Here is a 25,892-nt window from a genome sequence, read left to right as displayed (position 1 = left end):
GGTGATCGAGAAGAGGGAGAGCCACGTGCCGCCGGTCCCTGGTGAGGCGAAAGAGCATCGCACGGTCTCGCGTGTCATGACGATCCTCGAGCTCGTTTCCCGGAGCGCGAACGGGATGTCGCTCGCCCAGCTCGCCGCGGCGCTGGACGCCCCCCGGTCGTCGGTGCACTACATCGTTAAGGGCTTGGTCGCCACCGGATACCTCACCGAGAACGGTGCCTACACTCTCGGCCCCGCCGTCGGCACACTCCTCGCGGCGCACACCCCTCAGATGGACCGGGTAGCGCGGGAGAGCATGGAATCGCTGCACAGCCGCTTCGACGAGACGGTGACGCTCTGCGTGCGAATCGGGGAATCCGTCGTGAACATCGACATCATCGAGTCGACGCAGCCGATTCGGTTCTCGCCCGCACTCCACGTCCGGCGCCCGCTCTTCCCGTCGACCGCAGGCAAATGCTTCCTGGCCTACAGCGATCAGCGTTTCCGCGACACCTATCTCGACACCCACATCGAGGAGCCCGAGAAGCGCCGACGGGCACACGAGGAACTCGGGCGCATCACCCGTGACGGAATCGCGTTCGCGAGTAAAGAGGTGACACCCGACCTCGGCGGCGTGGCCGCCCCGGTCTTCCACGGCGAGAAGCACGTTGCGGTCCTGACCGTCGCCGGGCCGCGAACACGGATCGACCTCCGACTCGAGGAGATCGCCGACGCCGCGATCACCGAGGCACGCCACGTCGCAGAGCGCCTGACGGCACAGTAGCGGCGGAAGCCTAGGTCGCAGCACCCGATTTCGGCTGCGACCCCGCGTCGTCGCCGTGTCCGAACATCCGCAGGTCGACGGCGCGCCGGGCGTTCCCGACCGCGGAAACGGTGACCGAACCGACCACTCCCACTCGGTCGAACACCAGCCCCGTGCCGACCGAGATGCCGTGCTGCTCGGAGCGGTCCAGTGCAGCCAGTCCGAGTTCGAGACCTTCCGGCAGACGCGCCAGCGCAAGAGTCACATCGGCATTGATGTACTCCAATCCCGCACTGCCCAAATTACTTACGACATTCGCGGCATCCGCGACACTCGCGGCCATCTGGAACGCGGTCAGCGGTTCGCCCTCGACCACCGGGATCGCAAACTGCCAGATCTGCTTGCGATCACCGTTCTGCGGTGCGTCGGCAGGCGGTGTCCAGCCTGCACTCTCGCTGTAGTACAGCCTTTCGGCGCCGCCCGCGGACCGCCGGCAGTCCTCGTGGGGCGGCTGCGGGCTGTTGCCCGAAGCCCATACGCTCCCCTCCGGTGTCGAGGTGGGACTCAGATACAGCGCGCTGGCCCGTGCGACCGCTTCCCCGTCCTGGGTCAGCACCGCGTCGACGAGGCACAGGCGGCGTCCTTCGCGAACAACGGTGGTGGACGTGACGGACGGCTTCATCCCCGCGGGACGGAAGAGGTCGAGCGTCCACCGAACCGGTTGGAGGTCCTGACGCCCGAGCGCCTCCACCGCCCTCTCGGCGGCACGAGCAAGAGCCCCGCTGACGGCCATACCACGCATGTGCTCACTGCCCCAGCCACTTCCGGCGGGCGATTGGGGCAAGTATTCCTCGGACTGCACATCGCGACCGGGCGCCAAGCGAAAGAAGGCGGACGTCATCCTCGATTCTCCTCTTCTTCGTTTTCGAATCGGAACGATCTCATCGCATATTACGGACCGTGACAGTGTCACGACGAAAGGGATCTACAGAAGCGCCGGCTCCCACTGTCGGCCGTCGATGACGAGTGCCTTTGACGGCGGAATCCGATACCACGACGGACTTTCCGATACGGCAGAGGCAATGACGACGCGGCGTGCTTCATGAGTCACGCGCTTCTCCCTACCGTGGCCGGTTCCGCACATAGAACTCTTTCGCAGATTATCCTCGGTGCGAAACCGCGTCAATTTCGTATTTTCGAATCATCTAGTTCCCGGGAGCGAAGCGTCTTTTTTCCATTTTACGAACTGGCGATTTCTTCCAGAGAAACCGCAGTTCACAGTTGACGCCAAGTCATTCCACGGCGTACATGTTGCGTATGCCACAAACGGAATTGCGCGTTTTCGACAAGCTCTATATCGGTGGTGAATGGGTCGACCCCATCGACGGCGTCATCGTCGAGAGTATCGACCCAGCATCGGGAAAGCCGTGGGCGGCGGTCGCGATGGGGGGTGCGGGTGACATCGACCGTGCTGTCTCGGCAGCGGCCGAGGCGTTCGCCGGCCCGTGGCGCCGCACCCCCGGTCACGAGCGCGCAGCGTTACTGCGACGGTTCGCCCAGCTTTTCGAGGAAGCGATTCCCGAATTGGTGGAACTCGAGTCCCACGATACGGGCGCCCTGAAGTCCGACCTGCGCGGGAGTCTGGCTGCACAAGTGCAGTGGTACTACTGGTTCGCCTCGCTCGCCGACAAGACCCAAGGTCGCACGATACCGATGGACGACACGGTGCACGCCTTCACCACCATGGTGCCGATCGGTGTGGTGGGTGCAATCGTGCCCTGGAACGCGCCGTTGCTGACCACGTGCATGAAGATCGGTCCTGCCCTCGCTGCAGGTTGTACGGTCGTCGTCAAGCCTGCCGAACAGACTCCGGTGTCCGCACTCGTCCTGGCGCAACTCGCGGAGAAGGCGGGGTTTCCACCGGGTGTCCTCAACGTCGTCCCCGGTTACGGGCGCACGGCCGGTGCGCGCCTGGTCGCTCACCCCGACGTCGGCAAGGTCTCGTTCACCGGCTCGACCGACACCGGCCGGCGGATGGTGGTCGACGGCACCGACAACCTCAAGCGATTCACCTTCGAGCTGGGCGGCAAGGCGCCGCACATCATCTTCGGCGACGCCGACGTCGATCAGGCGCTCAATGCGGCCACCGCCTCGGCGTGGCGGTTGTGCGGGCAGAGCTGCGCGCTCGGGTCGAGGGTGCTGGTAGAGCGATCGATATACGACCGTGCCGTGGACACCTTCCGCACCCGAGCCGCCCAGGTACGTGTCGGCATTCCGGCCGACGAGACCGCACGCATGGGACCCCAGGCGCACGAAGAGCAACTCAACAAAACCCTGTCGTACGTGAAGATCGGCCGGGACGACGGCGCCGAACTGGTCGCCGGAGGCGAACGGATCCTCACCGACGAACTGGCACCCGGTTACTTCGTTCAGCCGACCGTTTTCGCCAACGTCTCCAACGACATGCGGGTGGCGCGTGAAGAGATTTTCGGCCCGGTGGTGGCACTGATCCCGTTCGACGACGAAGAAGAGGCCATCGCCATCGCCAATGACACCGCGTACGGGCTGACCGCGGGACTGTGGACGGGCAATATCGGTCGCGCGCATCGGGTCTCGAACCAGATCGAAGCCGGATCGGTATGGGTCAACACCTACTCGTTCGTGCGGTGGTCACTTCCCTACGGCGGCTTCAAGGCCAGCGGTTGGGGCCGGGAGAACGGCATCGACGCCCTCACCCCGTACATGGAGACCCGTACGACGGTCATCGGCCTCACCGCGCAATTCCCAAACTATTTCGAGAACACGGAGGATTGATCGCGATGCGTGCAATTGCCTTTCCGGGCGACGACACCACTGCCATCAGAGAGTTCGACGACCCTGTACCGGGGCCCGGCGAGGTCGTCGTCCGGGTCCGAGCCTCGGGCATGTGCGGAAGCGACCTCCTGTTCCGTCGGGGCGCGATAGCTGTCGGAACCGACATCATCCAGGGCCACGAACCGTGCGGGGACGTCCACGCCGTCGGTGACGGTGTGACGCCGATGATGGCGCGCGTCGGCGATCGAGTGATGATCCATCACTATTGGGGCTGCGATGCGTGTCCCGCCTGCCGCTCCGGCTGGCCGCAGATGTGCGAGCGCGAACCATCGAAGGTCATGGGAATCTCCGCGAACGGTGGGCACGCCCCATTCCTCAAAGTGCCTGCCCGCACTCTCCTGCCGCTTCCGGACACCTTGAGCTACAAGGCCGGGGCAGCGATCGGGTGCGGAACCGGCACGGCGTGGGGTGGCCTGCAACGGCTCGGCAATGTCGCAGGGGAAACGATCGTGGTATTCGGCCAAGGCCCCGTCGGTCTGTCGGGCACGATGCTCGCGTCGGCGCTGGGTGCGACGGTAATTGCCGTGGACATCGATGACAACCGCCTACAGCGCGCCAAGAGTTTCGGTGCGGCCTCGACTGTGAATTCGCGGTCCTCAAATGTGGTCGAAGCGATCGCCGACATGACGGGTGGACGCGGCGCACCGCTGATTCTGGAGACTTCCGGAAAAGCCAACGACGATGCTCTCGCAGTACTCGCTCCCTGGGGCCGCGCATGCTTCCTCGGCCTGCCCGGGCATATCGAGTTCGACGTGCAGGCTCACTACAAGAAGCAATGGACGTTGATGACGTCGTGGACGATGTCCACGATCGAGCAATTGCGGTGCGCCGAGTTCATCGCCGCACGGAATCTCCCCATCGACGACATCTACACCCACACCTGGTCCCTGGATCAGGGTGTGGAGGCGTACGAATGGTTCGCGCAGCAGAGCGACGGCAAGGGTGTCTTCGAGTTCTAGCGTTCAGATCGCCCGGCCGCCGGAGTGCCCTCGGCAGTGGCGCTGACCATTCACTGATCCATCCCGAACGGGTAACGGGGCGGACGCGCGTCGCGCATCCGCCCCTACCCGTCGGTTCAGGAATCGAAGACCACGACTCCACGCAGATTGCGGCCGGCCTTCATGTCGTCGAAGCCGACGCTGATGTCGTCGAGGGAGTAGCGGGTGGTCACCAGCTCGTCGAGCCGAAGCTGCCCGCGCTGATACATCTGCAGCTGTGCCGGGATGTCCGCGGTGGGGCAGCTGGCCCCGAACAGGGAGCCCTGCAGCCGCTTCTGGTACAGGACGAGCTCGTGCAGGTTGATGTCACCGTCTTTCACCGCGATATCACCGAGCCCGACCGCCACACACGTACCGGCCTTGCGGACGGACTGCAGACCCTGCCCCACATGACGTCCGCTGGTGACGCCGACGGTGACGATGGTGGCGTCGGCGCCCTGACCGTTGGTCATCGACCGGGCCACCTCGGTGGCCTCCTCGATGTCGGCGACGGCATGGGTGGCCCCGAGCTTCAACGCCGATTCGCGTTTGAACTCGACCGGGTCGACGGCGATGACGGCGCCCGCACCGGCGTGTGCGGCACCCTGGACGGCATTGATCCCGATCCCGCCGATGCCCATCACGATGACGACGTGCCCCGGCCTGACCTGTGCGGAGTTGACCGCCGCACCCCAGCCGGTCCCCACGCTGCACCCGGTCAGGCATGCGACGTCCAGTGGGATCGAGGGGTCGATCTTGATCGCCGATGCCGTCGAGACGGTCACGTATTCGCAGAATGTTCCCAGACCGGCGAGCTGTCCGACCGGTGCACCGTCGAGGGACAGTCTGAACGAGCTCGGATCGTCGAAGCGGGCACCGGTGGCGAGGAAGCGGCCGAGATCGCACAGGTTCTGATGACCGGTGGCGCACCATCGGCAGCGACCGCACACCGGGAGGAAGGAAAAGACCACGTGGTCGCCCTCGGCGAAGCCTGTGGTGCCCGGTCCCACTGCCTCGACGACCCCCGAGCCTTCGTGGCCACCCGCAATCGGGAGGATCCCCGGTTGCTGGTCACCGGTCGCGAAGTGGTCGTCGGAGTGACAGAGGCCGGTGGCGGCCATCTTGACCCGGATTTCCCCAGGCCGGGGATCATCGACCTCGAGCTCGACCACCTCGTACGTGCCCGGCGACTGCCGCAGCACAGCGCCCCTGGTCAGCATGAGCGCGCCGCCCGCGTGCTGGAATCGGACACCGCCTTGCCCGCATCGACGCGATCATTCGGTGTTCTCATAGTGCATCCACTCCTTTTGGTGACGATCCCGCTGGTGAGCGCCGGTGATCACCGGCGTACGTTCGATGACCCCGACTGGCAGACTGCGCACAGTGTCGACCATTGCCGAACCTTTGCCGTTTGTCTTCGTGCGCGGATAGTCGCCGCAGCACGGGAAGAAATACTGTCTCCATGAATGGTGTCACTGTTCAGTCGAATTCGTCAATGGCGGAATAGAATTGATGAAATGGATCGATGGAATTCGATCCGTTCGAATCGACACTTCACGTTTCTTCAATTGGAACCGACACAGGTGAGCAATAGACTCGAGGCGGTCGATTGGAGTCGAAATATGAAGAAATCCCGTGGCCCGCTCGCGGGCGTCAAGATCGTGGAACTGGGTGGAGTCGGACCGGTTCCGTTCTGCTGCATGCTTCTGTCCGACCTGGGTGCGGACATCATCCGAATCGACCGGCCACCCGGCTACGACGGCGGCGCGCCGGTAGATCCACGTTTCAACCTTCTCAATCGCGGTCGCCGCAGTGCTGCAATGGATTTGAAGAACAACGCGGCAGTCGGGGCGGTCCTCGACCTCGTGCGTCGAGCCGATGTGCTGGTGGAGGGCTTTCGGCCCGGTGTGGCGGAGAAGCTGGGAATCGGCCCGGACGACTGTCTCGCCGCGAATCCCGCGCTGGTGTACGGGCGGATGACGGGATGGGGTCAGGACGGACCGCTGGCCCAGTCCGCGGGGCACGACGCCAACTACATCTCACTGACCGGCGTCCTTCATGCCATCGGCGCCAAGGATGGGCCACCGACGTTGCCGCTGAATCTCGTCGGCGATTTCGGCGGCGGCTCACTGTATCTGGCACTGGGAGTGGTTTCGGCTCTGCTCGAGAGCCGGCTGTCCGGACGCGGCCAGGTGATCGATGCAGCGATGGTGGACGGGTCGGCGTCGCTGATGGCCCTGTTCTACGGCCTTCACGCCGCCGGATACTGGCGCGACGAGCGCGGAACCAACCGACTCGATTCGGGCGCACCCTGGTACCACGTGTACGAATCCTCGGACGGACGCTGGCTCAGCGTCGCCTGTAACGAAACCCGATTCTGGCGCAACACTCTTCGCCTCCTCGGACTGAGCGAATCCGACATGCCCGACCAGCACGACCGGACCCGCTGGCCGGAGATACAGGAACGGTTCGCCGCGGTGTTCCGGACCCGCACCCGCGACGAATGGTGCGCCCTCGCCGAAGGGGAGGACGCGTGCTGGGCGCCGGTGTTGTCGCTGACCGAGGCGCCGCAGCACAAGCATCTCGTTGCGCGCGGCACGTTCACAGAGGTCGACGGCGTGGTGCAGCCGGCACCGGCGCCGCGGTTCAGCCGCACTCCGGGCGCGATCCAGGGCCCGCCCGACGCGCCCGGACAGCACACCGACGACGTTCTCGGCGACTGGGGTTTCACGGCCGAACAACTCGCTGCGCTCCGCGCGGCGGGCGCAATCACCTGACCCCCTCGGCTGCGCCTCACAACAGGATTCGCACTCGCCGAATCGTTGATTCGAAAAGAATCACTAGGTTCGGCAACCGCGCAGTTCTAACATTTATTCAAGCGGTGCAACCGAAATACGGGCACCATTCCTTCCGATCTGGAGAGAAGAATATGAATTCGAACTTCCTCGACGAATCCCAGGCAGCCTGGCTCGACGTCGTGAACGATTTCATGGACAACGAAATCACCGTCGAGTATGTCCGGCACTGCGACGAGAACCGGCTCTACCCGTACGAGGCGTACGAGAAGATCGCCAAGCAGGGCTGGCTCGGCATCCTGTTCCCCGAGGAGATGGGCGGCTCCGGCGGCGATATCTTCGACTACTCGCTGATGGCAGAGGGTCTCGGCAAGTTCGGATTCGACTTCGCGTGCTCGGTGCTCGTTCCGACCTTCACCGCCATGAACATCCTGAAGTTCGGCACCAAGGAGCAGCAGGACCGCTACGTCAAGCCGTTCATCGACGGTGACATTCGCTTTTCGGTCTCGATCTCCGAGCCCGACGCCGGTTCGGACGCCGCGAACACCAAGACCCGCGCTCGCCGTGACGAGAACGGCGACTGGGTGATTACGGGCTCCAAGCTCTGGTGCTCAGGTGCAGCGGCCGACAACACGGTCATCGCGATGCTGGTTCGCACCGACACCTCCGACAAGCACAAGGGTCTGTCGGTGCTGCTGATCCCGAATGACACCCCGGGACTCGTCATCAACAAGCTGCCGACCCTGTCGCGGCACGCGACCGGCACCACCGAGATCTTCCTCGACGAGGTCCGGGTTCCCGGCGACGCGCTGCTGGGCGAAGAGGGCCAGGGCTGGAAGGTCATCACCGACCACCTCGAACTGGAGCGTTGCGCCGTCGCAGCCGCTTACACCGGCAACGCGCAGGAGGCGGTCAACAACGCCAACCGGTATGCGCACCAGCGCACTCAGTTCGGCAAGCCGATCCGTGAGTTCCAGGTCCTCAAGCACATGCTGGCGGAGAACCAGACCCGCGTCGACGCTGCTCGTCTGCTCTGCTACCGGGCCGCCGCGATCAAAGCCGAGGGCACCCCCGCCGCCCGCGAGACCTCGATGGCCAAGCTGTACGCGTCGGAGACCCTCAAGCAGTGTGCGCTCGACGGCATGCAGATTCTGGGCGGCTACGCCAACCTGCCCGAGGGCGACATGGAGCGCTACCTGCGCGAGTCGATCCAGTGCACGATCGGCGGCGGCACTTCGCAGATCCAGCGCACGATCATCGCCAAGTCGATGAAGCTGACCAACGCCTGAGTCTCCCCCGATCACCCTTCACGTCCCAAGGAAGCAGCGATGACAACGACGAATCCCGTAACCATCAACAACCGCATCGACATGCCGCTCGACGAGATCGAGGTCGGCACGGTGTTTCGCAGCGGCGGTCGCACCATCACCGAGACCGACGTGGTCAACTACTGCGCGCTGACCGGGAACTGGATCGAGATCCACTCGAACGTCCACTACGCGGCCCAGACCCGTTTCGGTGAGCGCCTGGTACAGGGGTCGCTGACCTACTCCATCATGACCGGCCTGATCACCTTCGGTCCGCCGATCCAGGCGAACTACGGGATCAACAACCTTCGGTATCTCACGCCGGTGCACATCAACGACACCATCTACGTCACCGCCGAGGTCCTCGCGAAGAAGGACAAGGACGACAAATACGGCGTCATCACGCTGCTGATGAAGGCGCTCAACCAGAACGGCGACGTGTGCCAGAAGAGCGAGTGGAGCCTGTTGATGCTGCGCAAGCGCGAGGATCTGGAGGCCCTGGTCGGCGCATCGCTGCCCACCGAGCGCGCCAAGAACTAACTATGTCGTCGAAGCCCGGCGCAGCGATCGTCGGCATGGGCGATGCGTACGCATCGCGATGCAAGGCGCCGGGCTGACGTCGACTATCACCGCCGCGTCGCAGACGATCGCCGCAGGCACGGTGGTGAACGTGCTCTGCCTGCACGGCGATGCGACGGAGTCGGCATTGTCGTGGACACAATCGGCCGGGAGCGGGACGATCTACTCGTACAGCACGATCATGCGTGGACCGACGCCGGTCTGGACCACGATCGTGCCGTACGCGGTCGGCTTCGTGAAGATGGACGACGGCGACACCTTGTTCGCACAGATCGACGGCGAACCCGACGCCATCGCGATCGGAAAACCGATCACGACGCGTTTCGTACAACGTGGGGAGCAGAAACTCCCCGTATTCACCATGACGGACCACCAGTAGGAGCAGTGACATGACCGGACCATTGGAGGGTGTGCGCATCCTGGACCTGACATCGAACTTCATGGGCCCGTATGCGTCGCTCCTGCTCGCCGACATGGGCGCAGACGTCTGGAAGATCGAGTCACGGGCCGGCGATACGACTCGCGGTGTCGGCCCGTCCCGCAACCCCGGAATGAGCGCGATCTTCCTGCACCTCAACCGCAACAAGCGCAGCCTCGTCCTCGATCTCAAGTCCGCCGGCGGCAGCGCCGCACTCGAGCGGATGATCGGTTCCGCCGACGTGCTGCTGTACAGCTTGCGGCCACAAGCGATGGCCAGGCTGGGGTTGAGCTACGAGGACGCCCGCGCGATCAATCCGCGGATCATCTACTGCGGCTGTTACGGGTTCGGCCAGAACGGCCCCTACGCCGACCGGCCGGCATACGACGACCTGATCCAGGCAGCGGTCGGCATGCCGGTACTCCAGAGCCGCAAGGCAGGTCCGCCGACCTATGTGGCCACCGCCATCGCAGACCGCGTCGTCGGCATGGCCGCGAGCACGGCCGTGTCGATGGCACTGTTCCGGCGCGAGAAGACAGGTGTCGGTCAGGAAGTCCAGGTACCGATGTTCGAGACGTTCGCGCATTTCGTCATGGGCGACCACCTGTACGGGCACACGTTCGATCCGCCGATCGGCGATTGGGGGTACGGCCGGATGATGAACCCGGACCGCCGCCCGTATCGGACGCTCGACGGCGGCTACCTCGGGGTGAACGTCTACGTCGACAAGCATTGGCAGCGCTTCTTCGAAATCTCCGGACACCCGGAGATGGTCGAGGACCCGCGTTTCGCCGACATCAACGGACGGACCCACAACATCGGAATCCTGTACGAGTTCCTGGGGCAGGTGTTCGAAACGAAGACGACCGCCGAATGGATGAAGCTCCTGACCGAAGCGGATATTCCGGTCATCGAGATGAACACCCCGGAATCGTTGCTGGACGATCCACACATGAGGGAGGTCGGCTTCTTCGTCGACCAGGACCACCCCTCGGAAGGCCCGCTGAAGACGATGGCGATTCCGCAACAGTGGAGCGAGAGTCAGCCGGACCTGCGGTACCCGGCGCCGCGCCTCGGCGAACATTCGGTGCAGTTGCTCACCGAAGCCGGTTTCGATCGCGGTGAAATAGACGAGATGCTGAATTCCGGCGCCACGTACACACCCGAAGTGCGCGCCGCACATTCGGCCGGCTGACCACCAAGGAGGAAGACGATGCAGCGTGATCTGCCGTTATCGGGAGTTGTCGTGGTCGAGCTGGGCGACAGTGCCTCGGCACCGTTCAGCGGGAAGATCCTCGCGGAACTCGGCGCCGAGGTGTGGAAGGTGGAGCGTCCGACGGGCGACTCCGCCCGCGGCTGGGGGCCGAGCACATGGAAGGGCAGCGGCGCCGCGTTCCATGCGCTCAATCGCGGTAAGCGTTGCATCAGCATCGACATCAAGGATCGAGATCAGCTGAAGACGCTGCACACGCTGATCGCCGAACGTGCGGACGTCTTCATCCACAACCTCCGGCCGGGTTCCAGCGCGAAATACGGGCTGGACGCCGACAGCCTCCGGGTAACCAAGCCGGAGTTGATCTATTGCGAGATCGGCGCGTTCGGACATGTGGGTCCGCTGAACACACTCCCCGGATACGACCCGCTGATGCAGGCATTCTCCGGAATCATGAGCATCACGGGCGAGGAGGGACAGCCCCCGGTGCGGGCAGGGGTGTCCATAATCGACTTCGGGTCCGCGATGTGGGCGGTGATCGGCATCCTGTCGGCGCTGCACCGCCGTCAGGTGAAACACGCCGGTGCGACGGTCAACGCGTCGCTCCTCGAGACCGCCATGGCGTGGATGTCGATCGGCGTGGCGAACTACAACACCGACGGCGAACCCGGTGGCAGGCATGGGTCGGGTGTCGCTTTCATCGTCCCGCACCGCGCGTACTCGACCAGCGACGGCGATCTGATCGTCAGTTGCGCCAACGACCCGCTGTTTGCTCGCCTCTGCGCCGCACTCGGACATCCGGAATGGTCGACCGACGATCGGTTCGCCACCAACGCTGGGCGGTTGCAGAACCGGGCCGAGATCGACCGGCTGATCGGTGAGCAACTGGCGAAGGAAACACGTGCCCACTGGCAGGAACTGCTGCAGGGCGCCGGCATCCCGGCGGCACCGATCCAGACCACCGCCGAAGTCGTCGCCCACGAGCACACCCATGCGCTCGGCATCATCGGCACGCCGTCGGACGACGAGATCGGACTCGTCGGTCTGCCCCTGTCGTTCGACGGCCGCCGCCCACCACCCCTGCATGCGGCCCGCGACATCGGGGCGGACAACGACCAACTTCCCGAAGTGCTGAAGATCAGACCCTGACGTTGGTGCCCGCCTGGTATTCCGACAGCTCGATGAGATTTCCGTCCGGATCGCGGATGTACACACTCGTCATCAGCCCTCGAGCGCCGTGGCGCTGAACAGGACCTACCTCCACCGGAACGCCCCTGTCGGACAGCTCGCGGACAACCGCGTCGATGGACTCTTCGACCTGTCTTGGCTCACTTCTCGGTGAGGAATGACGTTCCAATCTCTTGACCTGGCACTTCTCGTGTCTACGGCGGCGGTTTCACGCACTAACGGCGCCGGTCTACCCTCGTCGGGTGACGTTCATCAGGCGGGTCCGGACGAAGTCCGGGGCCACAGCGGTGCAGGTCGCCCGCTATGTCAACGGCCGGCAGGAGATCGTCAAGCACATCGGGTCAGCGCACACCGATGTCGAGCTCGGGATGCTTCTCGAGCGGGCCCGAGCGTGGATCGAGCCCGATCAACAGGCCCTCGACCTGGGCGTCACCCCGCAAACACCGGCGGCGAGCGTCCTGGCGGCGGGCCAGGGCGTGTTGTTGCCAGCCGCGGATGACCGGCCGGTCGTCGATGCGCCGGGGCGGACCGCGTCGACGGGGTCGGTGGTACTGCGGCAGATCCTCGAAAGTCTCTACGACCAGCTCGGTTTCGGAGTGCTCGGCGACGAGGTGTTCCGGGATCTAGTGATCGCCCGAATCGTCGAGCCCGGCTCGAAACTCGACGCCGCCAGGGTGGTTCGTGACCTCGGGAAGGCCCCGGCGAGCTACGCCACGATCAAGCGGCACCTGCGGTGGATCGTCGACCGCGACTACCGGGACCAGATCGCGACGAAATGTTTCGAGCATGCCGCCGAAACAGGTGGCCTGTCCCTGATCCTCTACGACGTCACGACCTTGTATTTCGAGGCGGAGAAGGAAGACGAGCTCCGCAAGGTCGGCTACTCGAAAGAACGCCGCGTCGATCCGCAGATCGTGGTCGGTCTGCTCGTCGACCGGACCGGATTCCCCTTGGAAGTCGGATGTTTCGAGGGGAACAAGGCCGAAACCCACACCATCGTCCCGATCATCCGGCAGTTCCAGACCCGCCACGACATCACCGGGGTCGAGATGGTCGTCGCCGCCGACGCCGGGATGCTCTCCGCCGGTAACTTGAAGGACCTCGACGACGCCGGCCTGAAGTTCATCGTCGGCTCCCGCGTCACCAAAGCACCCATCGATCTGTCGAACCATTTCCATTGGAAAGGAGACGTTTTCGTCGACGGACAAGTCATCGACACCGTCACGCCGCGGCATGCGAAGAGCACCGTCAACAACATCCGTCACCGCACCGAACCGGTCTGGGATCCGGCCAGGCACCCGAAGTCGTGGCGGGCGGTCTGGCAGTACTCGAAACGCCGCGCGGTCCGCGACAACCAGACCTTGAACGCCCAGGAAACCCGAGCCCGCGAGGTCGTCGACGGGGCGAAAGCCCCGAAATCGACCCGGTTCGTCAAGACCACCGGCAAGGGACGCAGCCTCGACACCGCATCGATCGAGCGGGCCCGGTCGCTGATCGGGTTGAAAGGCTATGTCACCAACATCCCCGCCACCCTGATGGAACCCGGCGAGGTGATCGGCAAGTATCACGACCTCTGGCACGTCGAGCAGTCGTTCCGCATGTCGAAAACTGACCTGAGAGCCAGGCCGATCTTCCACCGCACCCGCGACGCGATCGAAGCGCACCTGACCATCGTGTTCGCCGCCCTGGCGGTGTCCTACCTGGCCCAACACCGCAGCGGACTAGCGATCGGCAACGTCCTCAAACGACTCCGACCTCTCCGCTCGGCCACCATCGCGATCAACGGCACCCGACACACATTCCCACCCGAACTCGACCCCGACACCCGCGACCTCATCGACAAGATCACCGGACCCGGACTCACGCACTAACGAAATGAGCCAACTCAGGTTCGACGATCAGACAGACATCGGCGCTACCGGGTTGCGCGTGCCGAGCGTTGGGCGTCACCGCGCTCGGTTGCTGGTGCAGATTGATCTTGCTGCGGCCGAACAGCAATGCCCGGCGATCGTCGCCGTACCGGTGTTCGGACATCCCAAGCACCGTCGAGTAGAACTCGACGGTGGTGTCGATGTAGGCAACAGTCAGCACGAAATGGTCGATATGCGCGACATGCATCTGAATCGTCTGTTCCCGTCTCGAACAAACCTACCGCTCAGTTCATTTGCGCCCGAGCACCGATCGGCGCCCGCACTGAGAATTTTCTGCAGAATTGTTCCGAAAGTCAAAGATGCGGAAGCTAACCCGAGGTAAGCCTCACGCTATGGATCGTAACTTCAACTCCCCCTTGCATTTCTGTGTGCGTTAGCCCACTCTTGACACTTACGCGACATTGCCGAATATTCACCTGTGGCTGAACTCTTCTCGTGCAGGCGAGAATCATTGTTCAGAAAAGAAAATTCCCAAAGGCCGAACGCACGCCGCGAAGCCAGGAAAGCACTGAGAACCATGAATCTCGCATCACACGTCGATCGTGACGATTGGCGACCACAGGCGCGTTGCCGTGGCATGGACATCGCCGTCTTCTATACCGATCGCGAAGACAATCGCACATGTTCACGCCGTCAGGAGCAGCAAGCGAAGGCGATCTGCCGCCAATGCCCGGTGATCAGCGAATGCCGCACAAGCGCGATTCATTTCGGAGAGCAACACGGAATCTGGGGCGGCCTGAACCCGAACGAGCTTCGCGCCGCGCGCAAGTGGAGTCGATGGCAAAGATAGCCAATCAATTGTCGCGGTCATGGGGGTGCTGGTGGCCCCTCCCACGTCGGCTTCGAGATACGTAAGATCAGGCCAGCGGGCACACTCGATCGGCTCGCCGAATCGAATTCGTCGGATCACTCGGCCCTCATCCGACATCGGCAGACGTCGCATTACCCGTCCCGACGTTCCGGTCGGGGCATCCATCATTTCTTGCCGCCATCACAATGCGGTGGGACCAGGAGGACAAGAATGGTCACGAACCACGAATCCCATTACATCGGCGGCGAGAACCGGGCCGCCCACTCCGCCGAGACAATCTCCGTCATCAATCCGTCGACGGAGGAAGTCTTTGCCTCCATCGTCGACGGTGATTCCTCCGATATCGACGCGGCCGTGCAGGCCGCCGACGCCGCCGGGGTCACGTGGGCCGCCACCCCTCCGTCCGAGCGAGCCGCTTCCCTGCGCCGCCTGGCCGACACCTATGAAGGCCGTATCGACGAGATCGCTGCGCTGGTGACGCGGCAGAACGGCACCCCGATCAGCGTGTCCCGGGCGATGCAGCAGCAAGTTCCGCTGTACTACCGGTATTTCGCGTCGCTCGCCGACACCCTCGTCGAAGAGGAGCCACTGGAAACGTCCATCGGTGACGCGCTCCTGCAGCGTCGGCCGGTCGGCGTGGTGGGGGCTATCACCCCCTGGAACGGCCCCCAGCCCCTGCTCGCGTGGAAGATCGGACCGGCACTCGCGGCAGGATGCACCGCCGTGATCAAGCCGGCACCAGAAACTTCGCTCGATGCTTTTCTCTTCGCGGAAATCGCCACCGAAGCGGGTATCCCCGCCGGCGTCGTCAACGTCGTCACGGGAGGCCGCGAGACCGGCAGCGCCCTCGTCGAGCATCCGCTGGTCCGCAAGATCGCCTTCACCGGCTCCACCGTCGCCGGCAAGGCCATCGCCGAGACCTGCGGCAGGGACCTCAAGCGGGTAACGCTCGAACTGGGCGGCAAGTCGGCCGCCATCCTGCTCGAGGACGTCGATCTCGACGCCTTCAAGCCGTTCGTGGCAACCGCGTGCTCACCGAACACCGGCCAGATTTGCCGGTCCCTGACCCGGGTGCTCGCACCCCGGTCGCGGTACGACGAAGTAGTCGACGCTGTCAGTGCCGCGATGAGCGAGATCCCGATCGGCGATCCCACCGATCCCGCCAACCTGTTCGGCCCCCTGGTGTCCGAACGGCAGCGAGATCGGGTCGAGTCTTACCTGGAGCTGGGACAACGTGAAGGAGCGAAGGTCGTCGTCGGCGGGGGCCGATCCACGGCGAACGACCGGGGTTTCCACATCGAGCCGACCGTCTTCCGTGACGTCACCAACGACATGCGCATCGCCCGTGAAGAGATCTTCGGCCCGGTCCTCGTCGTCATCGCCTACGAGAACGAGGACGAGGCCATCGCCATCGCCAACGACTCCGAGTACGGCCTCGGCGGCGGCGTCTTCTCTCCGGACCGCGAGCACGCCACCGCCGTCGCACGGCGCATCGTGACCGGCACGATCGGTGTCAACAGCGCGTCATTCCCCACGGAGGCTCCATTCGGCGGTGTCAAGAACAGCGGCATGGGCCGAGAACTCGGGCCCAGCAGCCTCGAACCGTACCTGGAGCTCAAAACGATCTTCCGCAGCGCCTGACAGCCGGATCCCGGAGAAGGGGGCACCCCCGCGAAGGACGAACAGTGCGAAAAACGTCATGACAGGCTCGAAGTGACCGAAAGACGCCACCGGTAGGCGGCATGTGATGCACCGCGAGGCACTCGTTCGCGCTGCGCTGCGAGGGCTGAAGCCCGGACGGCCCCTCCAGGATCCTGCCCGTCTGCTTCGTGTGGCAGTCGGCATGATCGTCGCGGCGATCGGTGGCTACTTCCTGCACGACTTCGAAGAGAAGGTCCTGATCTGTGTCGGTGCGTTCCTCGGGGGCATCGCATCCTTGATGCCACACAACCGCTCACGTCTGGGAGCAGCCGTCCTCACCGGAACAGCCGAGATCTTCGCCGCGGCCGCCGGGATCCTCTTACACGGGCTGTGGTGGCTATCCTCCCCGTTCTCTTCATCGGCTTGGTCACGGCCGGGATCCTGCGTGTAGTGGCGCTGAGCATCAGCATGCGGTTTCTCGTGGTCACGATCATCTTCGTCGCCTTCGCCGAGATCACCCCGTCCCTGCCGGTCGGTGCCCGTGAGCTCGCACTGTTCGCGGTCGGCGTCGCGATCATGCCCATGGCACAACTGCTCCCGCCGTACGAGCCACGCCATGCGGTGCAACGCCGCGCCGTCGCATCGCTCTACGACGCCTTGGCCTCCGGGGGGCCCTACGGTCCGGCGCTACTGGCCGCCGACCGAAGCCTTGCCCTGCTTCGCGGGCGCCGCCACCGCGAGATCGACCACCTCACCGAACTCGTCGAGCGTGGGGAGGAAATAGCCCAGTTGCTCGCGGCTGTGAACAATCGGGACGACGATGTGGCCGCCCCCTGGCGAGCAGCTGTGTCCGAGCATCTGCACGCGATCGGAGGCGCCATCCGGCGCCGCCGACCCGAACTTCTCCCGTCGGACCTGGCAGTGACACCCGGGCAGGACCGACTGCAGGGCAGGCTGATCGACGCGATCACGACCGCGGCGCGGACCACCGCCGGCGCCCCTGCCCCCGTCCCGTCGGACGAGCGTCGACCGCCGACCTCGCGGGAACTCGTCCGTGCCGAATTGCATCCGGCGTCACCGATCGTCCATCATGCGTTGCGGCTCGCGGTCACCGGTGTCATCGGTCAAGTGATCGGCGTCGCGATCGGCGCCTGGGTCGGCACTCAGGTGTTGCTCCACGGACACGGCTTCTGGGTTGTCGTCGCTGTGGTGCTGATCCTGTTCCCCGACTACGGAGAGACTTTTGCGCGCGGCATCGGCCGTACCGTCGGTACGCTCGCCGGCGCCGCCGTCGGTCTTGCGTTGTCGTTCCTCCCGCCGGATCCGATACTGCACACCGTCACGCTCATCACGCTGTTCACGCGCACTCGCAGGGCACGCTGATGCTGCGCAAACTGATCCACGACCGGATCGACCCCAATCCCGCTCTCCGTCAGCAGGTCGTCGGGGCGTTCTTAACGGGCGGCAACGTCCTCACCGCCCGCGGCCGCACGGTCTGCGGCGACATCCAGAACATCTCGGTGTGCACGCAGCAGAGTGAATCGGGCTGTGTCGTAGCCTATTCACCGCGGTGGCCGATCCCAAGGTGATGCTTACTGTCAATCTCCTAGTCTGGGCGATCGCGACCCCGATCATGGGGCCTGCTCAGTGATGGGCGCCATAAGAGGCGACTGTTGCTCGGGGACTGGCAACCGTGGTCGCCGGGTCGATCGTCGCCGCGGCGGCACCCAATTTCACCGTGTTCCTGGTCGGACGTGCGTTGCAGGGATTGACCCATGGGATCGTCCCGGTGACGATCGCCCGGGCGCGCCGGTACCTGAGAGACAAGAACATGCGGTATGGCATCTCGAGCGAGTCGGTGACCGTCGCGAACGGCCTCGGGGACGGGTACCCGTTGACCGGGATCCTCGGCGACCTTCTCGGTCTCCGCTTCGCCTTATGGTTCGCCGCCCTGTTCACCCGCCTCACCCTCGACGCGCCGGCCTGCGCGGCGGTATCCGTCGCGCTTGTCACCAACCGCGTGACAGCACCGCGGCCCCGAGGGCACTGGACCGTGAACCGTTGCGGCAACCGTGGGAGCACGAGAGACTTAGGTACCACCACGCCCATCCCACGCACACCGGTCTGCGGATCGTGACCGTTGACGGAGGTCGCGATGGCCAACTGGCGGTGCCTGTGCCGCGGGCAGACGGAAACGCTCCGATCAACGCGCTCGGACGGTCGTGCAGGCACCGACTCTGGACACATGCCCGAGCCGGGGCTGAACCACACCCACCGAGCGTGGCACTCGAGTCGATACGGTTCGAGCCACCAGCATCAGAAGGCGGCCTGATCGGCATCCGTCAAATACAATGATCGCCAACACGATCGGTGCACACCGGCGAGAACTCTTGGCGCGTGACTTCCGAAAAAGATTCGAGACCGTTGCGAAATCCGGCAGTCCAGGACCCCGGCATATGGATGCCGATCAATGAAGGGTGAGCCCTCCGGTAGGGCTGAGTACCGCGCCCGTCAAATACCTCGACTCGTCGGACGCCAGAAAGCTCACCACGTCACCGATATCCGGAGGTGAAGCGATACCGAACGGCGCCTTCTCGACAATCTTCTCGTACTGCCGACGATGCGCCACGGAGACGGCGTCATCGTGATCGAACGCAGCCTGCCACGACGGTGTGTCCCGGACGACGGTCACGCACACGCAGTTGACTCGGATCTTGTCTCTGGAGAGTTCCTTCGACAACAGTTTGCTCACCTGAATCAACGCAGCCGAGAATGCTGCGATGCCCGTCTGCCCCGGCGTCGGTGCACGTCCGCCCTCAGAGGTAACGAATACCACCGACCCACCGTTCTCCCGCAGGTACGGCACCGACGCCTGCACCACCGCTAGCTTTCCGAGCAAAGCTTGACCTGCGAAATTCGTGACCCGTTCCAGATCGATGCCTGCGAACGGCCCTCGGACCTTCGGATCACGCGCCTGCTCGTCAAACCCGCCGGCATTGGGCACGACAATGTCGATACGACCACACTGCTCGACGACGGATTGGGCCAACGTCCGCATATCGCTGGTTGACCCGACGTCCCCGGATTGGAAGTGCGCATTGCCGCCTGCCGCGCGGATCTCGTCGACCACGTAGGCAGCTCGCTCTTCGCTGCGCCCGTTGACGACCACAGTCGCTCCGCGAGCGCCCAATCTGGTGGCAATACCGCGCCCGATCCCGCCGGACCCGCCGGTGACGATCGCGACTTTCCCTTTGAGGTCCGACACCACCCGCTCACTCATCGGGCACTCACCACATCACGCTGTCCGAGCTCGTCGGTCACCGCACCGGATGCGAGGAGCGTGCCGATTTCGCCTTCACTCACTCCGGCCTCACGCAAGAGCTGGACCGAGTGCTCTCCGAGTCGTGGCGCCGGATGGCGGACCGCCGGGGCACAGGAGCTCCATGTCTGCGGGATGCCGAATGAATTGATCCTGCCTTCGGACGGATGTTCTTCGACAAACGAGAAGCCGGTCTGCCGCAGGTGAGGATCATCGAGTGCCCCTGCGGGAGTGTTCGTCTCGATCGCCGGGACATCCGCAGCCGCCAGATCGGCCAGCCATTCGTCCGCCGGACGTGTTGTAAAGATGTCCGACAGAAGACGCAGCAACTCCGGCATGTTCTCGGCGCGGGCGTGCACGTCGGCGAATTTCGGATGGTCGGCCAAGTCTGGACGACCCGCGACCTGAAAGAAGCTCCGCCAGTGCTTGTCGATGTAAATGCTGACAGCGACGTACCGCCCGTCCTTCGTCCGGTACGGACGACGGTCCGGATTCATCGTCCGCGCATAGCCCCAGTCGCCAATCGGCGGATCGAAAGAGTGCCCCCACAGGTGGTCCCCGAGAACCAACTGCGCGAACGTCTCGAACATCGGAACCTGGACTTCTTGCCCAACGCCCGTGACGTTGCGGTGATAGAGCGCAGCACAGACAGCCATCGCGGTAGATATGCCGACCACCCGGTCTGCGATCGGTGTGGCGACGAACTCCGGGCTACCAACCTTCCGGTTCTGCAGTGCAGCCATTCCCGACGCCGCCTGAATCAGGTCGTCATACGCAGGGCGGTCCGCATATGGTCCACTCTGACCGAATCCCACGGCGCCGGCATAGACGATCCGTGGATTGACCTCGCGAACATCGTCGTAGGAGAACCCGAGCGAACGCATTGCTTTCGGACGCATGCTGTACAAGAACACGTCAGCGCCGGCGATCATCCGGCGAAGCACCGACGCCCCACCCTCCGATTTCAAATCGAGCACGATCGACCGCTTGTTACGATTCAAGTGCAGAAAGTTCGAACTCATCCCCACATTCCGCGCCGGACCGACCTGGCGGATCGTGTCCCCACAGCCGGATTCGACTTTCCACACGTCGGCACCCATGTCCGCCAGGTGCAAAGACGCGAACGGCCCCATCACGTTCGACGTGAGATCGAGGACCCTGACGCCGTCGAGCGGACCGGAGACGGTCATGACACCCTCCGATACATGGTGACGACGCACGCGCCCCCCAGCCCGATATTGTGCTGTAGGCCGATCCGTGCATCGTCGACCTGCCGCTTTCCTGCCGTGCCGCGCAGGTGCCAGACGAGCTCGGCACACTGCGCAAGCCCGGTCGCACCGAGCGGATGACCCTTGGACATCAACCCACCGGAGGGATTCACCACATACTTACCTCCGTAAGTGTTGTCCCCGTTCAGAATGAGCTTCTCCGCAGTACCTTCGGCGCACAGGCCCAGGCCTTCGTAGCTGATGACTTCGTTCGGCGTGAAGCAGTCGTGCAACTCGACGACGTCGACGTCCTCAGGGCCGACGCCGGCCGACTCGTACACTTCTGCCGCCGCACGGCGCGTCATGTCGGCGCCGACCAGGTTGATCAGGTCAACCGAACTGGCCTCGGTGTCGGTGGTCATCGACTGCCCGATTATTTCGACACCCCCCGTAAGTCCGTGTCGTTGGGCGAAAGCCTTGCTGACCACGATCGCAGCTGCCGCTCCGCAAGTGGGTGGGCATGCCATGAAGCGGGTCAGATACGGGAACAGGGTCGGCGCTTCCATCACCTGATTTACGGTCAGAGGCTTGGTGAACAGCGCATACGGGTTGTTACCCGCGTGGGTACGCGACTTGACCGCAACTCGCGCAAAGATGTCCGGATTCGCACCGTACCGCTCGATGTACTCCCACCCGGCCGCGCCGAATGCCTGGATCGCACGTGGGGCATCGGTCGGCAGCTCCGGATGCAGCTCCACCCGACGCTCGTGAATCCAGCCCACCGGAGACGTCCGATCGGGGAACGCGCTGCCGAGGGCGCCCGGTGTCATCTCCTCGAATCCGAACGCCAGCGCGCACTCCACGATCCCGGTCTCGACTGCCTGGCGGGCGAGCATGAGCGCGGACGAACCGGACGCGCAGTAGTTGTTCAAGTTGTACACGGGAATGCCGGACATCCCGACCGAATACACCGCGCGCTGACCACACGTGCTGTCGCCGTACACATAGCCGGCGAACGCCTGCTGTACCAGGGAGTAGTCAATTCCCGCGTCGGCGAGGGCCCCGCGGATCGCCTCCGCAGCCATTACCTCGTACGGGTCGTTTGCGCCGGGCTTGGCGAATTTCACCATGTTGACGCCGACAACTTGCGCTTTGTCACTCATCTCGGGATCTCCGAACTCTTGTCGATTGTGCAGTACGAAATCGAACCGATCAGTGCATCAAGTGCAGATCGGGCTCGGCGACCTCGAACTCGATGCGCAGCAGGGCCTGGCACATCGTCTTGCCGGTGAAGTCGGCGCGCAGGCTACGTGTGGCTCCGCCGCCGAGTGCATTGCGCAGAACGAAATTCATCGCTTCCAGGGTGTGCACCTCGTAGCGGTTCACCTCGCCCTTGACCATTCCGCCGAAGAACTCCTTGACCACGTCGGCGGTCAGGTATTCCAGGATCAGCGGGTAAAAACGCTTCTCCTTGGCTATGACAGCGATATTGCAGATGTCGCCCTTGTCGCCGGAGCGGGCGTAGGCGATGTCGTTCAAATGGATACGGCTCATGTCGTCACAGTTCCCTAGTCTCGACGGTCTGCGAGATCTCCTCGCGCGGAATCAAAGTCGGCCAAAGTGCGAAAACCTCGCGCGGCGGCGGAGTGTTGAGCTGACCGGTCGATCCGATCGGGCCGGTGCCCATCAGCATCACGCATTCGCGAGCTACCTTCGCTGCCTCTGCACGCTCGGCGCACTTGGCCGCGACGCGAATGCGGACCTCATTGATGTCCGGGTCCGGAGCGGGTGACGCCGACCAGTGGCACGAGTTGACGCCGATCATGTCGAACCGGACTTCCTCGGCATCGAGGTTTACCATCTGCAGACGCTTCTTGATGATCTCGATCGACCGCTCGGCCTTTTCGACGGCGTCCGGCCAGGTCACTGACGACTCGGCCTCGCCGATGAAGCCGTCCATGTAGGCGATGCCCGCTTTGAGAGCGTCCGGACGTGGCTTGCCCTTCGCGCCCCATACCTTGACACGGTCCTTGGCGACCTCGTCCATCTCGACGTTGGTGAAATCCGTGATCACCTCAGGCATCAGGTAGTTACCCGGGTCGTGCACTTCGTACAGGAGGTGCTCGGTCAGGGTGACCTGGTTGACGACGCCGCCGGTGCCGTCCACCTTGGTGATGAACAGTTCACCGTTCTCGTTGACCTCGGCGATCGGGTAACCGATATTCCAGGGCTCGGGAACCTCGCGCCACAGGCTCGAGATCCCGCCGCTGCACGCCGCGCCGCACTCGATCAGATGTCCGGCGAGGATGCCGATCGCGAGGTTGTCCCACTCGTCCCACTTCCAGCCGAATTCGTGGACGAGCGGGGCCAGAATAGCCGCGTCGTCGGTGGCTCGATCGGAGATGATGATGTCGCAGCCCGCTTCGAGCGCCTCCACGTAACCGTATGCGCCGGAGTAGACATACGATCCCACGATCTTGTCGCGCACTCGGCCGAGATCCGCGTCGCCGTTGTCGAGGTTGGTGAACTGGACTCCGTTGTCGAGAAGCTCCTCGACCTTGGCCTGAACATCGTTGGTGGTGACGATACCCACCTTCAGCTTGGTGATCCCGAGTTCCTTCGCGGTGGTAAGGATCGTGTCAGCACAGGCCTGCGGATTGGCAGCACCCGCGTTGGTCAAGATCTTGATGCCCTTTTCCAGACAAATCGGCAGCACACCACGGACCACAGCCCGGATCGACGGGACATAGCCGCGCGACGCATCCTTGCGCTGCATCTTCTGCAGGGAGGGGATGGTCGGCTCGCCCAGGAAGTCATATGCGAGGTACTGCACGTCACCGTGCTTGGCAATCTCGATCGCGGGGTCCAGATTGTCGCCCCAGAATCCACTTCCAGATCCGATCCGAATCTTCTTCATACTGTGTCCTCTTCCATTGCTGAATGTGTCGTCTCGCGAGGGCCGCGGCCCGGCTCCGCCGAGAAGCTCGTTGAGCTCGGCGTCATCCCGGCCGACGGGCCCGGCCGCACACTGGACCGGCGGTGACTCGCGGTCGTCCTTCATGTGAGGGTCGTCGCAGCATCTCCGGGGGTGTTCCTCGCGATAGCCGGGACTCTGCCTGACCGAGGACCTCGACCCATTCTGCTGTCGACTTGGCGGCGAGCACCTTGTGTCCGAGCTTATGACTCACCCAATCGCCGATCAATTGACTTCTGACGAAGTTCGAATTCAAGTTTTCCGAAGGACCCTCTGATTGCCGTGGACCGAATTCGAACTTCGAGATTTTTCAGTCGATTCGATGCTGCCTCTGATGTTTCATAAGTGTGAGCCGAGTTACATGCCGGCTTGCAGTCATTCTCCCGACATGAAAGCAACACATGCCCACTTCGCTCACCCCCAGCGCGTCAGCCTCTCGCGGCCCCGGTCTGGTGTTGGCCCTGTGTTTCGCCACCATTCTCGCCGACGGATACGACCTGATCGTCTTCGGTGCAACTCTGCCCTCGCTCATGCACCAGTGGGGGCTGGAAAAATCTGCACTGGCGGACGTTCACAGCATGACTCTGTGCGGCCTGATGGTCGGCTTCCTCGTCGCCGGCACTCTCGCCGACCGCATCGGGCGGCGCGCCGTGATCTTGGCCGGTGTCACCTGGTTCTCATTGTTGTGCCTGGTGTGTGCGTTCGCGCCCAGCTTCACGGTCTTCGGAATCGGCCGCGTTCTCTCCGGCGTCGGACTCGGTGCGGTCGTCCCCGCCGCGGTAGCCCTGGCCAGTGAGTTCGCAACCGCCCGGCGCAAGCAGCTGTTCAATGGAATCACCCTTACCGGATACCCGATCGGCGGTGTCCTCGCCACGGTCGCCGCGCTGATCGTGCTTCCCGGTGCGGATGCGCTCGCGAAATCCACGCCACCGTCCGAGCAGTGGCGGCTCCTGTATTTGCTTGGCGGTGCGCTGATCGTCCTCGTCCCGATCCTGTATTTCGCGCTCCCCGAATCGCCGAGCCTCCTCGCTGCGCGTGGCCGCGACGAGGAAGCACGCGAGGTCGCCAACCGGTTCGGCATCGAACTCACTGCGACAGAAGCCCGTCCAGCAGATCAGGCGAAGGGCGGCATACGACTGCTCCTGTCGCGTCGATACCTGTTTGCCACGGCAATCTTTACGGCGGTGATGTTCTGCTGCCAGATTCTCGTCTACGGCCCGAACACCTGGCTGCCGAGTATGACCAAGGAATTGGGTTTCGGTGGAACACAAGGAATTCTGGCGCTGATGATGCTGCAGTTCGGTGCGGTCGTCGGCACGATCGTGGGCGCCCTGCTCGTGGACCGGGGTGGTGCCACGCAAACCATAATCCCGTACTTTCTCCTCGGAGCCATCGCTCTGCTGGCGCTCGCGTTCGGTACCGAACTCGGTGCGGCCGGCCTCTTCGTCGCCGCTTTCGCAGCGGGCGTCGGAACCGTTGGCACCAGCACGCTCATGTACGGTGTGATCGCTGCACACTATCCGACAGCAATTCGGGCATCCGCAATCGGATTCTGCCTGGGCATCGGCCGAATCGGTGCGATTCTCGGCCCTCAGATCGGCGCGCTGTTCGCGACGCCACGCGCAGGACTCCTCGCATTCATGGTCCCCTCTCTCGTCGGTGCCGGACTGATTCTCGTCCTCGCCCTGAGCACGCGGAATCGACCGGTGAACGACAGCGCCCAGGGCGAAGACCTGGTCGACAGCCGGGCATGAGGAGTGCTGGTCAGATCTGTTCACGCTGAGGCTCTTGATTTCAGCGATCGAAGAAGGAAATCGGGTGGGCTGCGTACCGGTCTTCGCTGACATTCACCAAAATCCACTGAGCGCCATGAACCACTACTGGCATCGCATTGTTCGACACACCGAGAAACGAA

At 63.8% G+C, this 25,892-nt stretch carries 24 protein-coding genes and 2 pseudogenes; 17 read left to right on the top strand and 9 right to left on the bottom strand.

Annotation, left to right across the window (positions count from 1 at the left end):
* The first annotated feature begins 1 nt into the window (after nucleotide 1).
* Nucleotides 2-763, top strand: a complete 762-nt coding sequence (locus WKC72_RS07725; RefSeq protein WP_370182221.1) for an IclR family transcriptional regulator — start codon at nucleotides 2-4, stop codon at nucleotides 761-763.
* Nucleotides 764-773: 10 nt separating this feature from the next.
* On the opposite strand, the gene WKC72_RS07720 is transcribed toward WKC72_RS07725, so the two are convergent.
* A complete protein-coding gene (locus WKC72_RS07720) occupies nucleotides 774-1,643 on the bottom strand; it encodes an acyl-CoA thioesterase domain-containing protein (protein ID WP_370182220.1) in 870 nt (289 codons plus the stop codon).
* Between the two features lie 416 nt (nucleotides 1,644-2,059).
* On the opposite strand from WKC72_RS07720, the gene WKC72_RS07715 reads away from it, so the two are divergent.
* Both WKC72_RS07715 and WKC72_RS07710 read left to right on the top strand, forming a co-directional pair.
* Complete coding sequence (locus tag WKC72_RS07715) at nucleotides 2,060-3,556, top strand: aldehyde dehydrogenase (protein WP_370182219.1); 1,497 nt, start codon at nucleotides 2,060-2,062, stop codon at nucleotides 3,554-3,556.
* 5 nt (nucleotides 3,557-3,561) lie between these two features.
* Nucleotides 3,562-4,575, top strand: a complete 1,014-nt coding sequence (locus WKC72_RS07710) for a zinc-binding dehydrogenase (RefSeq protein WP_128640970.1) — start codon at nucleotides 3,562-3,564, stop codon at nucleotides 4,573-4,575.
* Nucleotides 4,576-4,691: 116 nt separating this feature from the next.
* Here WKC72_RS07710 and WKC72_RS07705 read toward each other — a convergent pair whose 3' ends face one another.
* A complete protein-coding gene (locus WKC72_RS07705; RefSeq protein WP_268789196.1) occupies nucleotides 4,692-5,813 on the bottom strand; it encodes an NDMA-dependent alcohol dehydrogenase in 1,122 nt (373 codons plus the stop codon).
* A 402-nt stretch (nucleotides 5,814-6,215) separates the two neighbouring features.
* Here WKC72_RS07705 and WKC72_RS07700 point away from each other — a divergent pair, with 402 nt between their 5' ends.
* The 6 genes from WKC72_RS07700 to WKC72_RS07675 all read left to right on the top strand — a co-directional run bounded on the left by WKC72_RS07700 (nucleotide 6,216) and on the right by WKC72_RS07675 (nucleotide 12,054).
* Complete coding sequence (locus WKC72_RS07700) at nucleotides 6,216-7,370, top strand: CaiB/BaiF CoA transferase family protein (protein WP_370182218.1); 1,155 nt, start codon at nucleotides 6,216-6,218, stop codon at nucleotides 7,368-7,370.
* A 152-nt stretch (nucleotides 7,371-7,522) separates the two neighbouring features.
* The gene (locus WKC72_RS07695) at nucleotides 7,523-8,677 is read left to right on the top strand and encodes an acyl-CoA dehydrogenase family protein (protein ID WP_128640967.1); all 1,155 of its coding nucleotides are present in this window, start codon (nucleotides 7,523-7,525) and stop codon (nucleotides 8,675-8,677) included.
* A gap of 39 nt (nucleotides 8,678-8,716) precedes the next feature.
* Nucleotides 8,717-9,235 (top strand): MaoC/PaaZ C-terminal domain-containing protein, encoded by a 519-nt coding sequence (locus WKC72_RS07690; RefSeq protein WP_128640966.1) that lies wholly within the window; start codon nucleotides 8,717-8,719, stop codon nucleotides 9,233-9,235.
* Nucleotides 9,236-9,293: 58 nt separating this feature from the next.
* A complete protein-coding gene (locus WKC72_RS07685; RefSeq protein ID WP_370182217.1) occupies nucleotides 9,294-9,653 on the top strand; it encodes a Zn-ribbon domain-containing OB-fold protein in 360 nt (119 codons plus the stop codon).
* 10 nt (nucleotides 9,654-9,663) lie between these two features.
* Nucleotides 9,664-10,887, top strand: coding sequence for a CaiB/BaiF CoA-transferase family protein (locus WKC72_RS07680; RefSeq protein ID WP_268789193.1), 1,224 nt, complete (start codon nucleotides 9,664-9,666; stop codon nucleotides 10,885-10,887).
* Between the two features lie 18 nt (nucleotides 10,888-10,905).
* Complete coding sequence (locus tag WKC72_RS07675; protein WP_128640964.1) at nucleotides 10,906-12,054, top strand: CaiB/BaiF CoA-transferase family protein; 1,149 nt, start codon at nucleotides 10,906-10,908, stop codon at nucleotides 12,052-12,054.
* Here WKC72_RS07675 and WKC72_RS07670 read toward each other — a convergent pair.
* Nucleotides 12,044-12,232 (bottom strand): annotated as a pseudogene (locus tag WKC72_RS07670) (VOC family protein); the annotation flags it as partial. The gene WKC72_RS07675 and the pseudogene WKC72_RS07670 sit on opposite strands and share 11 nt — an antisense overlap.
* A gap of 103 nt (nucleotides 12,233-12,335) precedes the next feature.
* Between WKC72_RS07670 and WKC72_RS07665 the strand changes: the two are divergent.
* Entirely contained in the window at nucleotides 12,336-13,964 is a 1,629-nt protein-coding gene (locus WKC72_RS07665) for an IS1634 family transposase (RefSeq protein ID WP_370180103.1), read from the top strand.
* Here the strand turns inward: WKC72_RS07665 and WKC72_RS07660 are convergent.
* Nucleotides 13,954-14,211 carry a VOC family protein gene (locus WKC72_RS07660; RefSeq protein ID WP_370182215.1) on the bottom strand — a complete coding sequence of 86 codons (258 nt, stop codon included), beginning with the start codon at nucleotides 14,209-14,211 and terminating at the stop codon, nucleotides 13,954-13,956. The two genes, WKC72_RS07665 and WKC72_RS07660, sit on opposite strands and share 11 nt — an antisense overlap.
* A 231-nt stretch (nucleotides 14,212-14,442) precedes the next feature.
* On the opposite strand from WKC72_RS07660, the gene WKC72_RS07655 reads away from it, so the two are divergent.
* The 6 genes and pseudogenes from WKC72_RS07655 to WKC72_RS07630 all read left to right on the top strand — a co-directional run.
* Entirely contained in the window at nucleotides 14,443-14,814 is a 372-nt protein-coding gene (locus WKC72_RS07655) for a WhiB family transcriptional regulator (RefSeq protein ID WP_235214623.1), read from the top strand.
* A 231-nt stretch (nucleotides 14,815-15,045) separates the two neighbouring features.
* Complete coding sequence (locus WKC72_RS07650) at nucleotides 15,046-16,476, top strand: aldehyde dehydrogenase (protein ID WP_370182214.1); 1,431 nt, start codon at nucleotides 15,046-15,048, stop codon at nucleotides 16,474-16,476.
* A 106-nt stretch (nucleotides 16,477-16,582) separates the two neighbouring features.
* Nucleotides 16,583-16,927, top strand: coding sequence for a hypothetical protein (locus WKC72_RS07645; protein WP_128640960.1), 345 nt, complete (start codon nucleotides 16,583-16,585; stop codon nucleotides 16,925-16,927).
* Nucleotides 16,870-17,859: an FUSC family protein gene (locus WKC72_RS07640; protein ID WP_370182213.1), complete on the top strand. Its 990-nt coding sequence runs from the start codon at nucleotides 16,870-16,872 to the stop codon at nucleotides 17,857-17,859. The genes WKC72_RS07645 and WKC72_RS07640 overlap by 58 nt, the downstream gene beginning before the upstream one ends.
* Complete coding sequence (locus tag WKC72_RS07635; protein ID WP_370182212.1) at nucleotides 17,859-18,065, top strand: DUF3089 domain-containing protein; 207 nt, start codon at nucleotides 17,859-17,861, stop codon at nucleotides 18,063-18,065. Before WKC72_RS07640 ends, WKC72_RS07635 begins: the two co-directional genes overlap by 1 nt.
* Nucleotides 18,065-18,448: pseudogene (locus WKC72_RS07630) on the top strand (MFS transporter); the annotation flags it as partial. The gene WKC72_RS07635 and the pseudogene WKC72_RS07630, both read left to right, overlap by 1 nt.
* Before the next feature lie 495 nt (nucleotides 18,449-18,943).
* Here WKC72_RS07630 and WKC72_RS07625 read toward each other — a convergent pair.
* The 5 genes from WKC72_RS07625 to WKC72_RS07605 are packed head-to-tail and all read right to left on the bottom strand — an operon-like array spanning nucleotide 18,944 to nucleotide 23,920.
* A complete protein-coding gene (locus tag WKC72_RS07625) occupies nucleotides 18,944-19,756 on the bottom strand; it encodes an SDR family NAD(P)-dependent oxidoreductase (RefSeq protein ID WP_128640957.1) in 813 nt (270 codons plus the stop codon).
* Complete coding sequence (locus WKC72_RS07620; protein ID WP_128640956.1) at nucleotides 19,753-20,985, bottom strand: CaiB/BaiF CoA-transferase family protein; 1,233 nt, start codon at nucleotides 20,983-20,985, stop codon at nucleotides 19,753-19,755. The genes WKC72_RS07625 and WKC72_RS07620 overlap by 4 nt, the downstream gene beginning before the upstream one ends.
* The gene (locus WKC72_RS07615) at nucleotides 20,982-22,166 is read right to left on the bottom strand and encodes a lipid-transfer protein (RefSeq protein WP_128640955.1); all 1,185 of its coding nucleotides are present in this window, start codon (nucleotides 22,164-22,166) and stop codon (nucleotides 20,982-20,984) included. The genes WKC72_RS07620 and WKC72_RS07615 overlap by 4 nt, the downstream gene beginning before the upstream one ends.
* 49 nt (nucleotides 22,167-22,215) lie before the next feature.
* Nucleotides 22,216-22,557 carry a hypothetical protein gene (locus WKC72_RS07610; RefSeq protein WP_128640954.1) on the bottom strand — a complete coding sequence of 114 codons (342 nt, stop codon included), beginning with the start codon at nucleotides 22,555-22,557 and terminating at the stop codon, nucleotides 22,216-22,218.
* 4 nt (nucleotides 22,558-22,561) lie between these two features.
* Complete coding sequence (locus WKC72_RS07605) at nucleotides 22,562-23,920, bottom strand: acyclic terpene utilization AtuA family protein (protein WP_370182211.1); 1,359 nt, start codon at nucleotides 23,918-23,920, stop codon at nucleotides 22,562-22,564.
* Nucleotides 23,921-24,378: 458 nt separating this feature from the next.
* Between WKC72_RS07605 and WKC72_RS07600 the strand changes: the two genes are divergently transcribed.
* Nucleotides 24,379-25,731 carry an MFS transporter gene (locus WKC72_RS07600; protein WP_370182210.1) on the top strand — a complete coding sequence of 451 codons (1,353 nt, stop codon included), beginning with the start codon at nucleotides 24,379-24,381 and terminating at the stop codon, nucleotides 25,729-25,731.
* Nucleotides 25,732-25,892 lie beyond the last annotated feature (161 nt).

The sequence above is a fragment of the Rhodococcus wratislaviensis genome (genome assembly GCF_041228765.1).
In the GTDB taxonomy this organism is placed as follows: Bacteria; Actinomycetota; Actinomycetes; order Mycobacteriales; family Mycobacteriaceae; genus Rhodococcus_F; species Rhodococcus_F wratislaviensis.
The sequence above is the reverse complement of the archived record's forward strand: the minus strand, read 5'-3'. Positions and strand labels throughout refer to the sequence as shown.

What these genes read in the sequence shown, in the direction of transcription:
- WKC72_RS07625 (WP_128640957.1), bottom strand. Translation starts at nt 19,756, where the DNA reads ATGAGTGAGCGGGTGGTGTCGGACCTCAAAGGGAAAGTCGCGATCGTC.
- WKC72_RS07675 (WP_128640964.1), top strand. Translation starts at nt 10,906, where the DNA reads ATGCAGCGTGATCTGCCGTTATCGGGAGTTGTCGTGGTCGAGCTGGGC.
- WKC72_RS07610 (WP_128640954.1), bottom strand. Translation starts at nt 22,557, where the DNA reads ATGAGCCGTATCCATTTGAACGACATCGCCTACGCCCGCTCCGGCGAC.
- WKC72_RS07650 (WP_370182214.1), top strand. Translation starts at nt 15,046, where the DNA reads ATGGTCACGAACCACGAATCCCATTACATCGGCGGCGAGAACCGGGCC.
- WKC72_RS07605 (WP_370182211.1), bottom strand. Translation starts at nt 23,920, where the DNA reads ATGAAGAAGATTCGGATCGGATCTGGAAGTGGATTCTGGGGCGACAAT.
- WKC72_RS07645 (WP_128640960.1), top strand. Translation starts at nt 16,583, where the DNA reads ATGCACCGCGAGGCACTCGTTCGCGCTGCGCTGCGAGGGCTGAAGCCC.
- WKC72_RS07680 (WP_268789193.1), top strand. Translation starts at nt 9,664, where the DNA reads ATGACCGGACCATTGGAGGGTGTGCGCATCCTGGACCTGACATCGAAC.
- WKC72_RS07600 (WP_370182210.1), top strand. Translation starts at nt 24,379, where the DNA reads ATGCCCACTTCGCTCACCCCCAGCGCGTCAGCCTCTCGCGGCCCCGGT.
- WKC72_RS07615 (WP_128640955.1), bottom strand. Translation starts at nt 22,166, where the DNA reads ATGAGTGACAAAGCGCAAGTTGTCGGCGTCAACATGGTGAAATTCGCC.
- WKC72_RS07685 (WP_370182217.1), top strand. Translation starts at nt 9,294, where the DNA reads ATGCAAGGCGCCGGGCTGACGTCGACTATCACCGCCGCGTCGCAGACG.
- WKC72_RS07700 (WP_370182218.1), top strand. Translation starts at nt 6,216, where the DNA reads ATGAAGAAATCCCGTGGCCCGCTCGCGGGCGTCAAGATCGTGGAACTG.
- WKC72_RS07710 (WP_128640970.1), top strand. Translation starts at nt 3,562, where the DNA reads ATGCGTGCAATTGCCTTTCCGGGCGACGACACCACTGCCATCAGAGAG.
- WKC72_RS07715 (WP_370182219.1), top strand. Translation starts at nt 2,060, where the DNA reads ATGCCACAAACGGAATTGCGCGTTTTCGACAAGCTCTATATCGGTGGT.
- WKC72_RS07720 (WP_370182220.1), bottom strand. Translation starts at nt 1,643, where the DNA reads ATGACGTCCGCCTTCTTTCGCTTGGCGCCCGGTCGCGATGTGCAGTCC.
- WKC72_RS07695 (WP_128640967.1), top strand. Translation starts at nt 7,523, where the DNA reads ATGAATTCGAACTTCCTCGACGAATCCCAGGCAGCCTGGCTCGACGTC.
- WKC72_RS07660 (WP_370182215.1), bottom strand. Translation starts at nt 14,211, where the DNA reads ATGCATGTCGCGCATATCGACCATTTCGTGCTGACTGTTGCCTACATC.
- WKC72_RS07620 (WP_128640956.1), bottom strand. Translation starts at nt 20,985, where the DNA reads ATGACCGTCTCCGGTCCGCTCGACGGCGTCAGGGTCCTCGATCTCACG.
- WKC72_RS07690 (WP_128640966.1), top strand. Translation starts at nt 8,717, where the DNA reads ATGACAACGACGAATCCCGTAACCATCAACAACCGCATCGACATGCCG.
- WKC72_RS07705 (WP_268789196.1), bottom strand. Translation starts at nt 5,813, where the DNA reads ATGCTGACCAGGGGCGCTGTGCTGCGGCAGTCGCCGGGCACGTACGAG.
- WKC72_RS07635 (WP_370182212.1), top strand. Translation starts at nt 17,859, where the DNA reads ATGCTGCGCAAACTGATCCACGACCGGATCGACCCCAATCCCGCTCTC.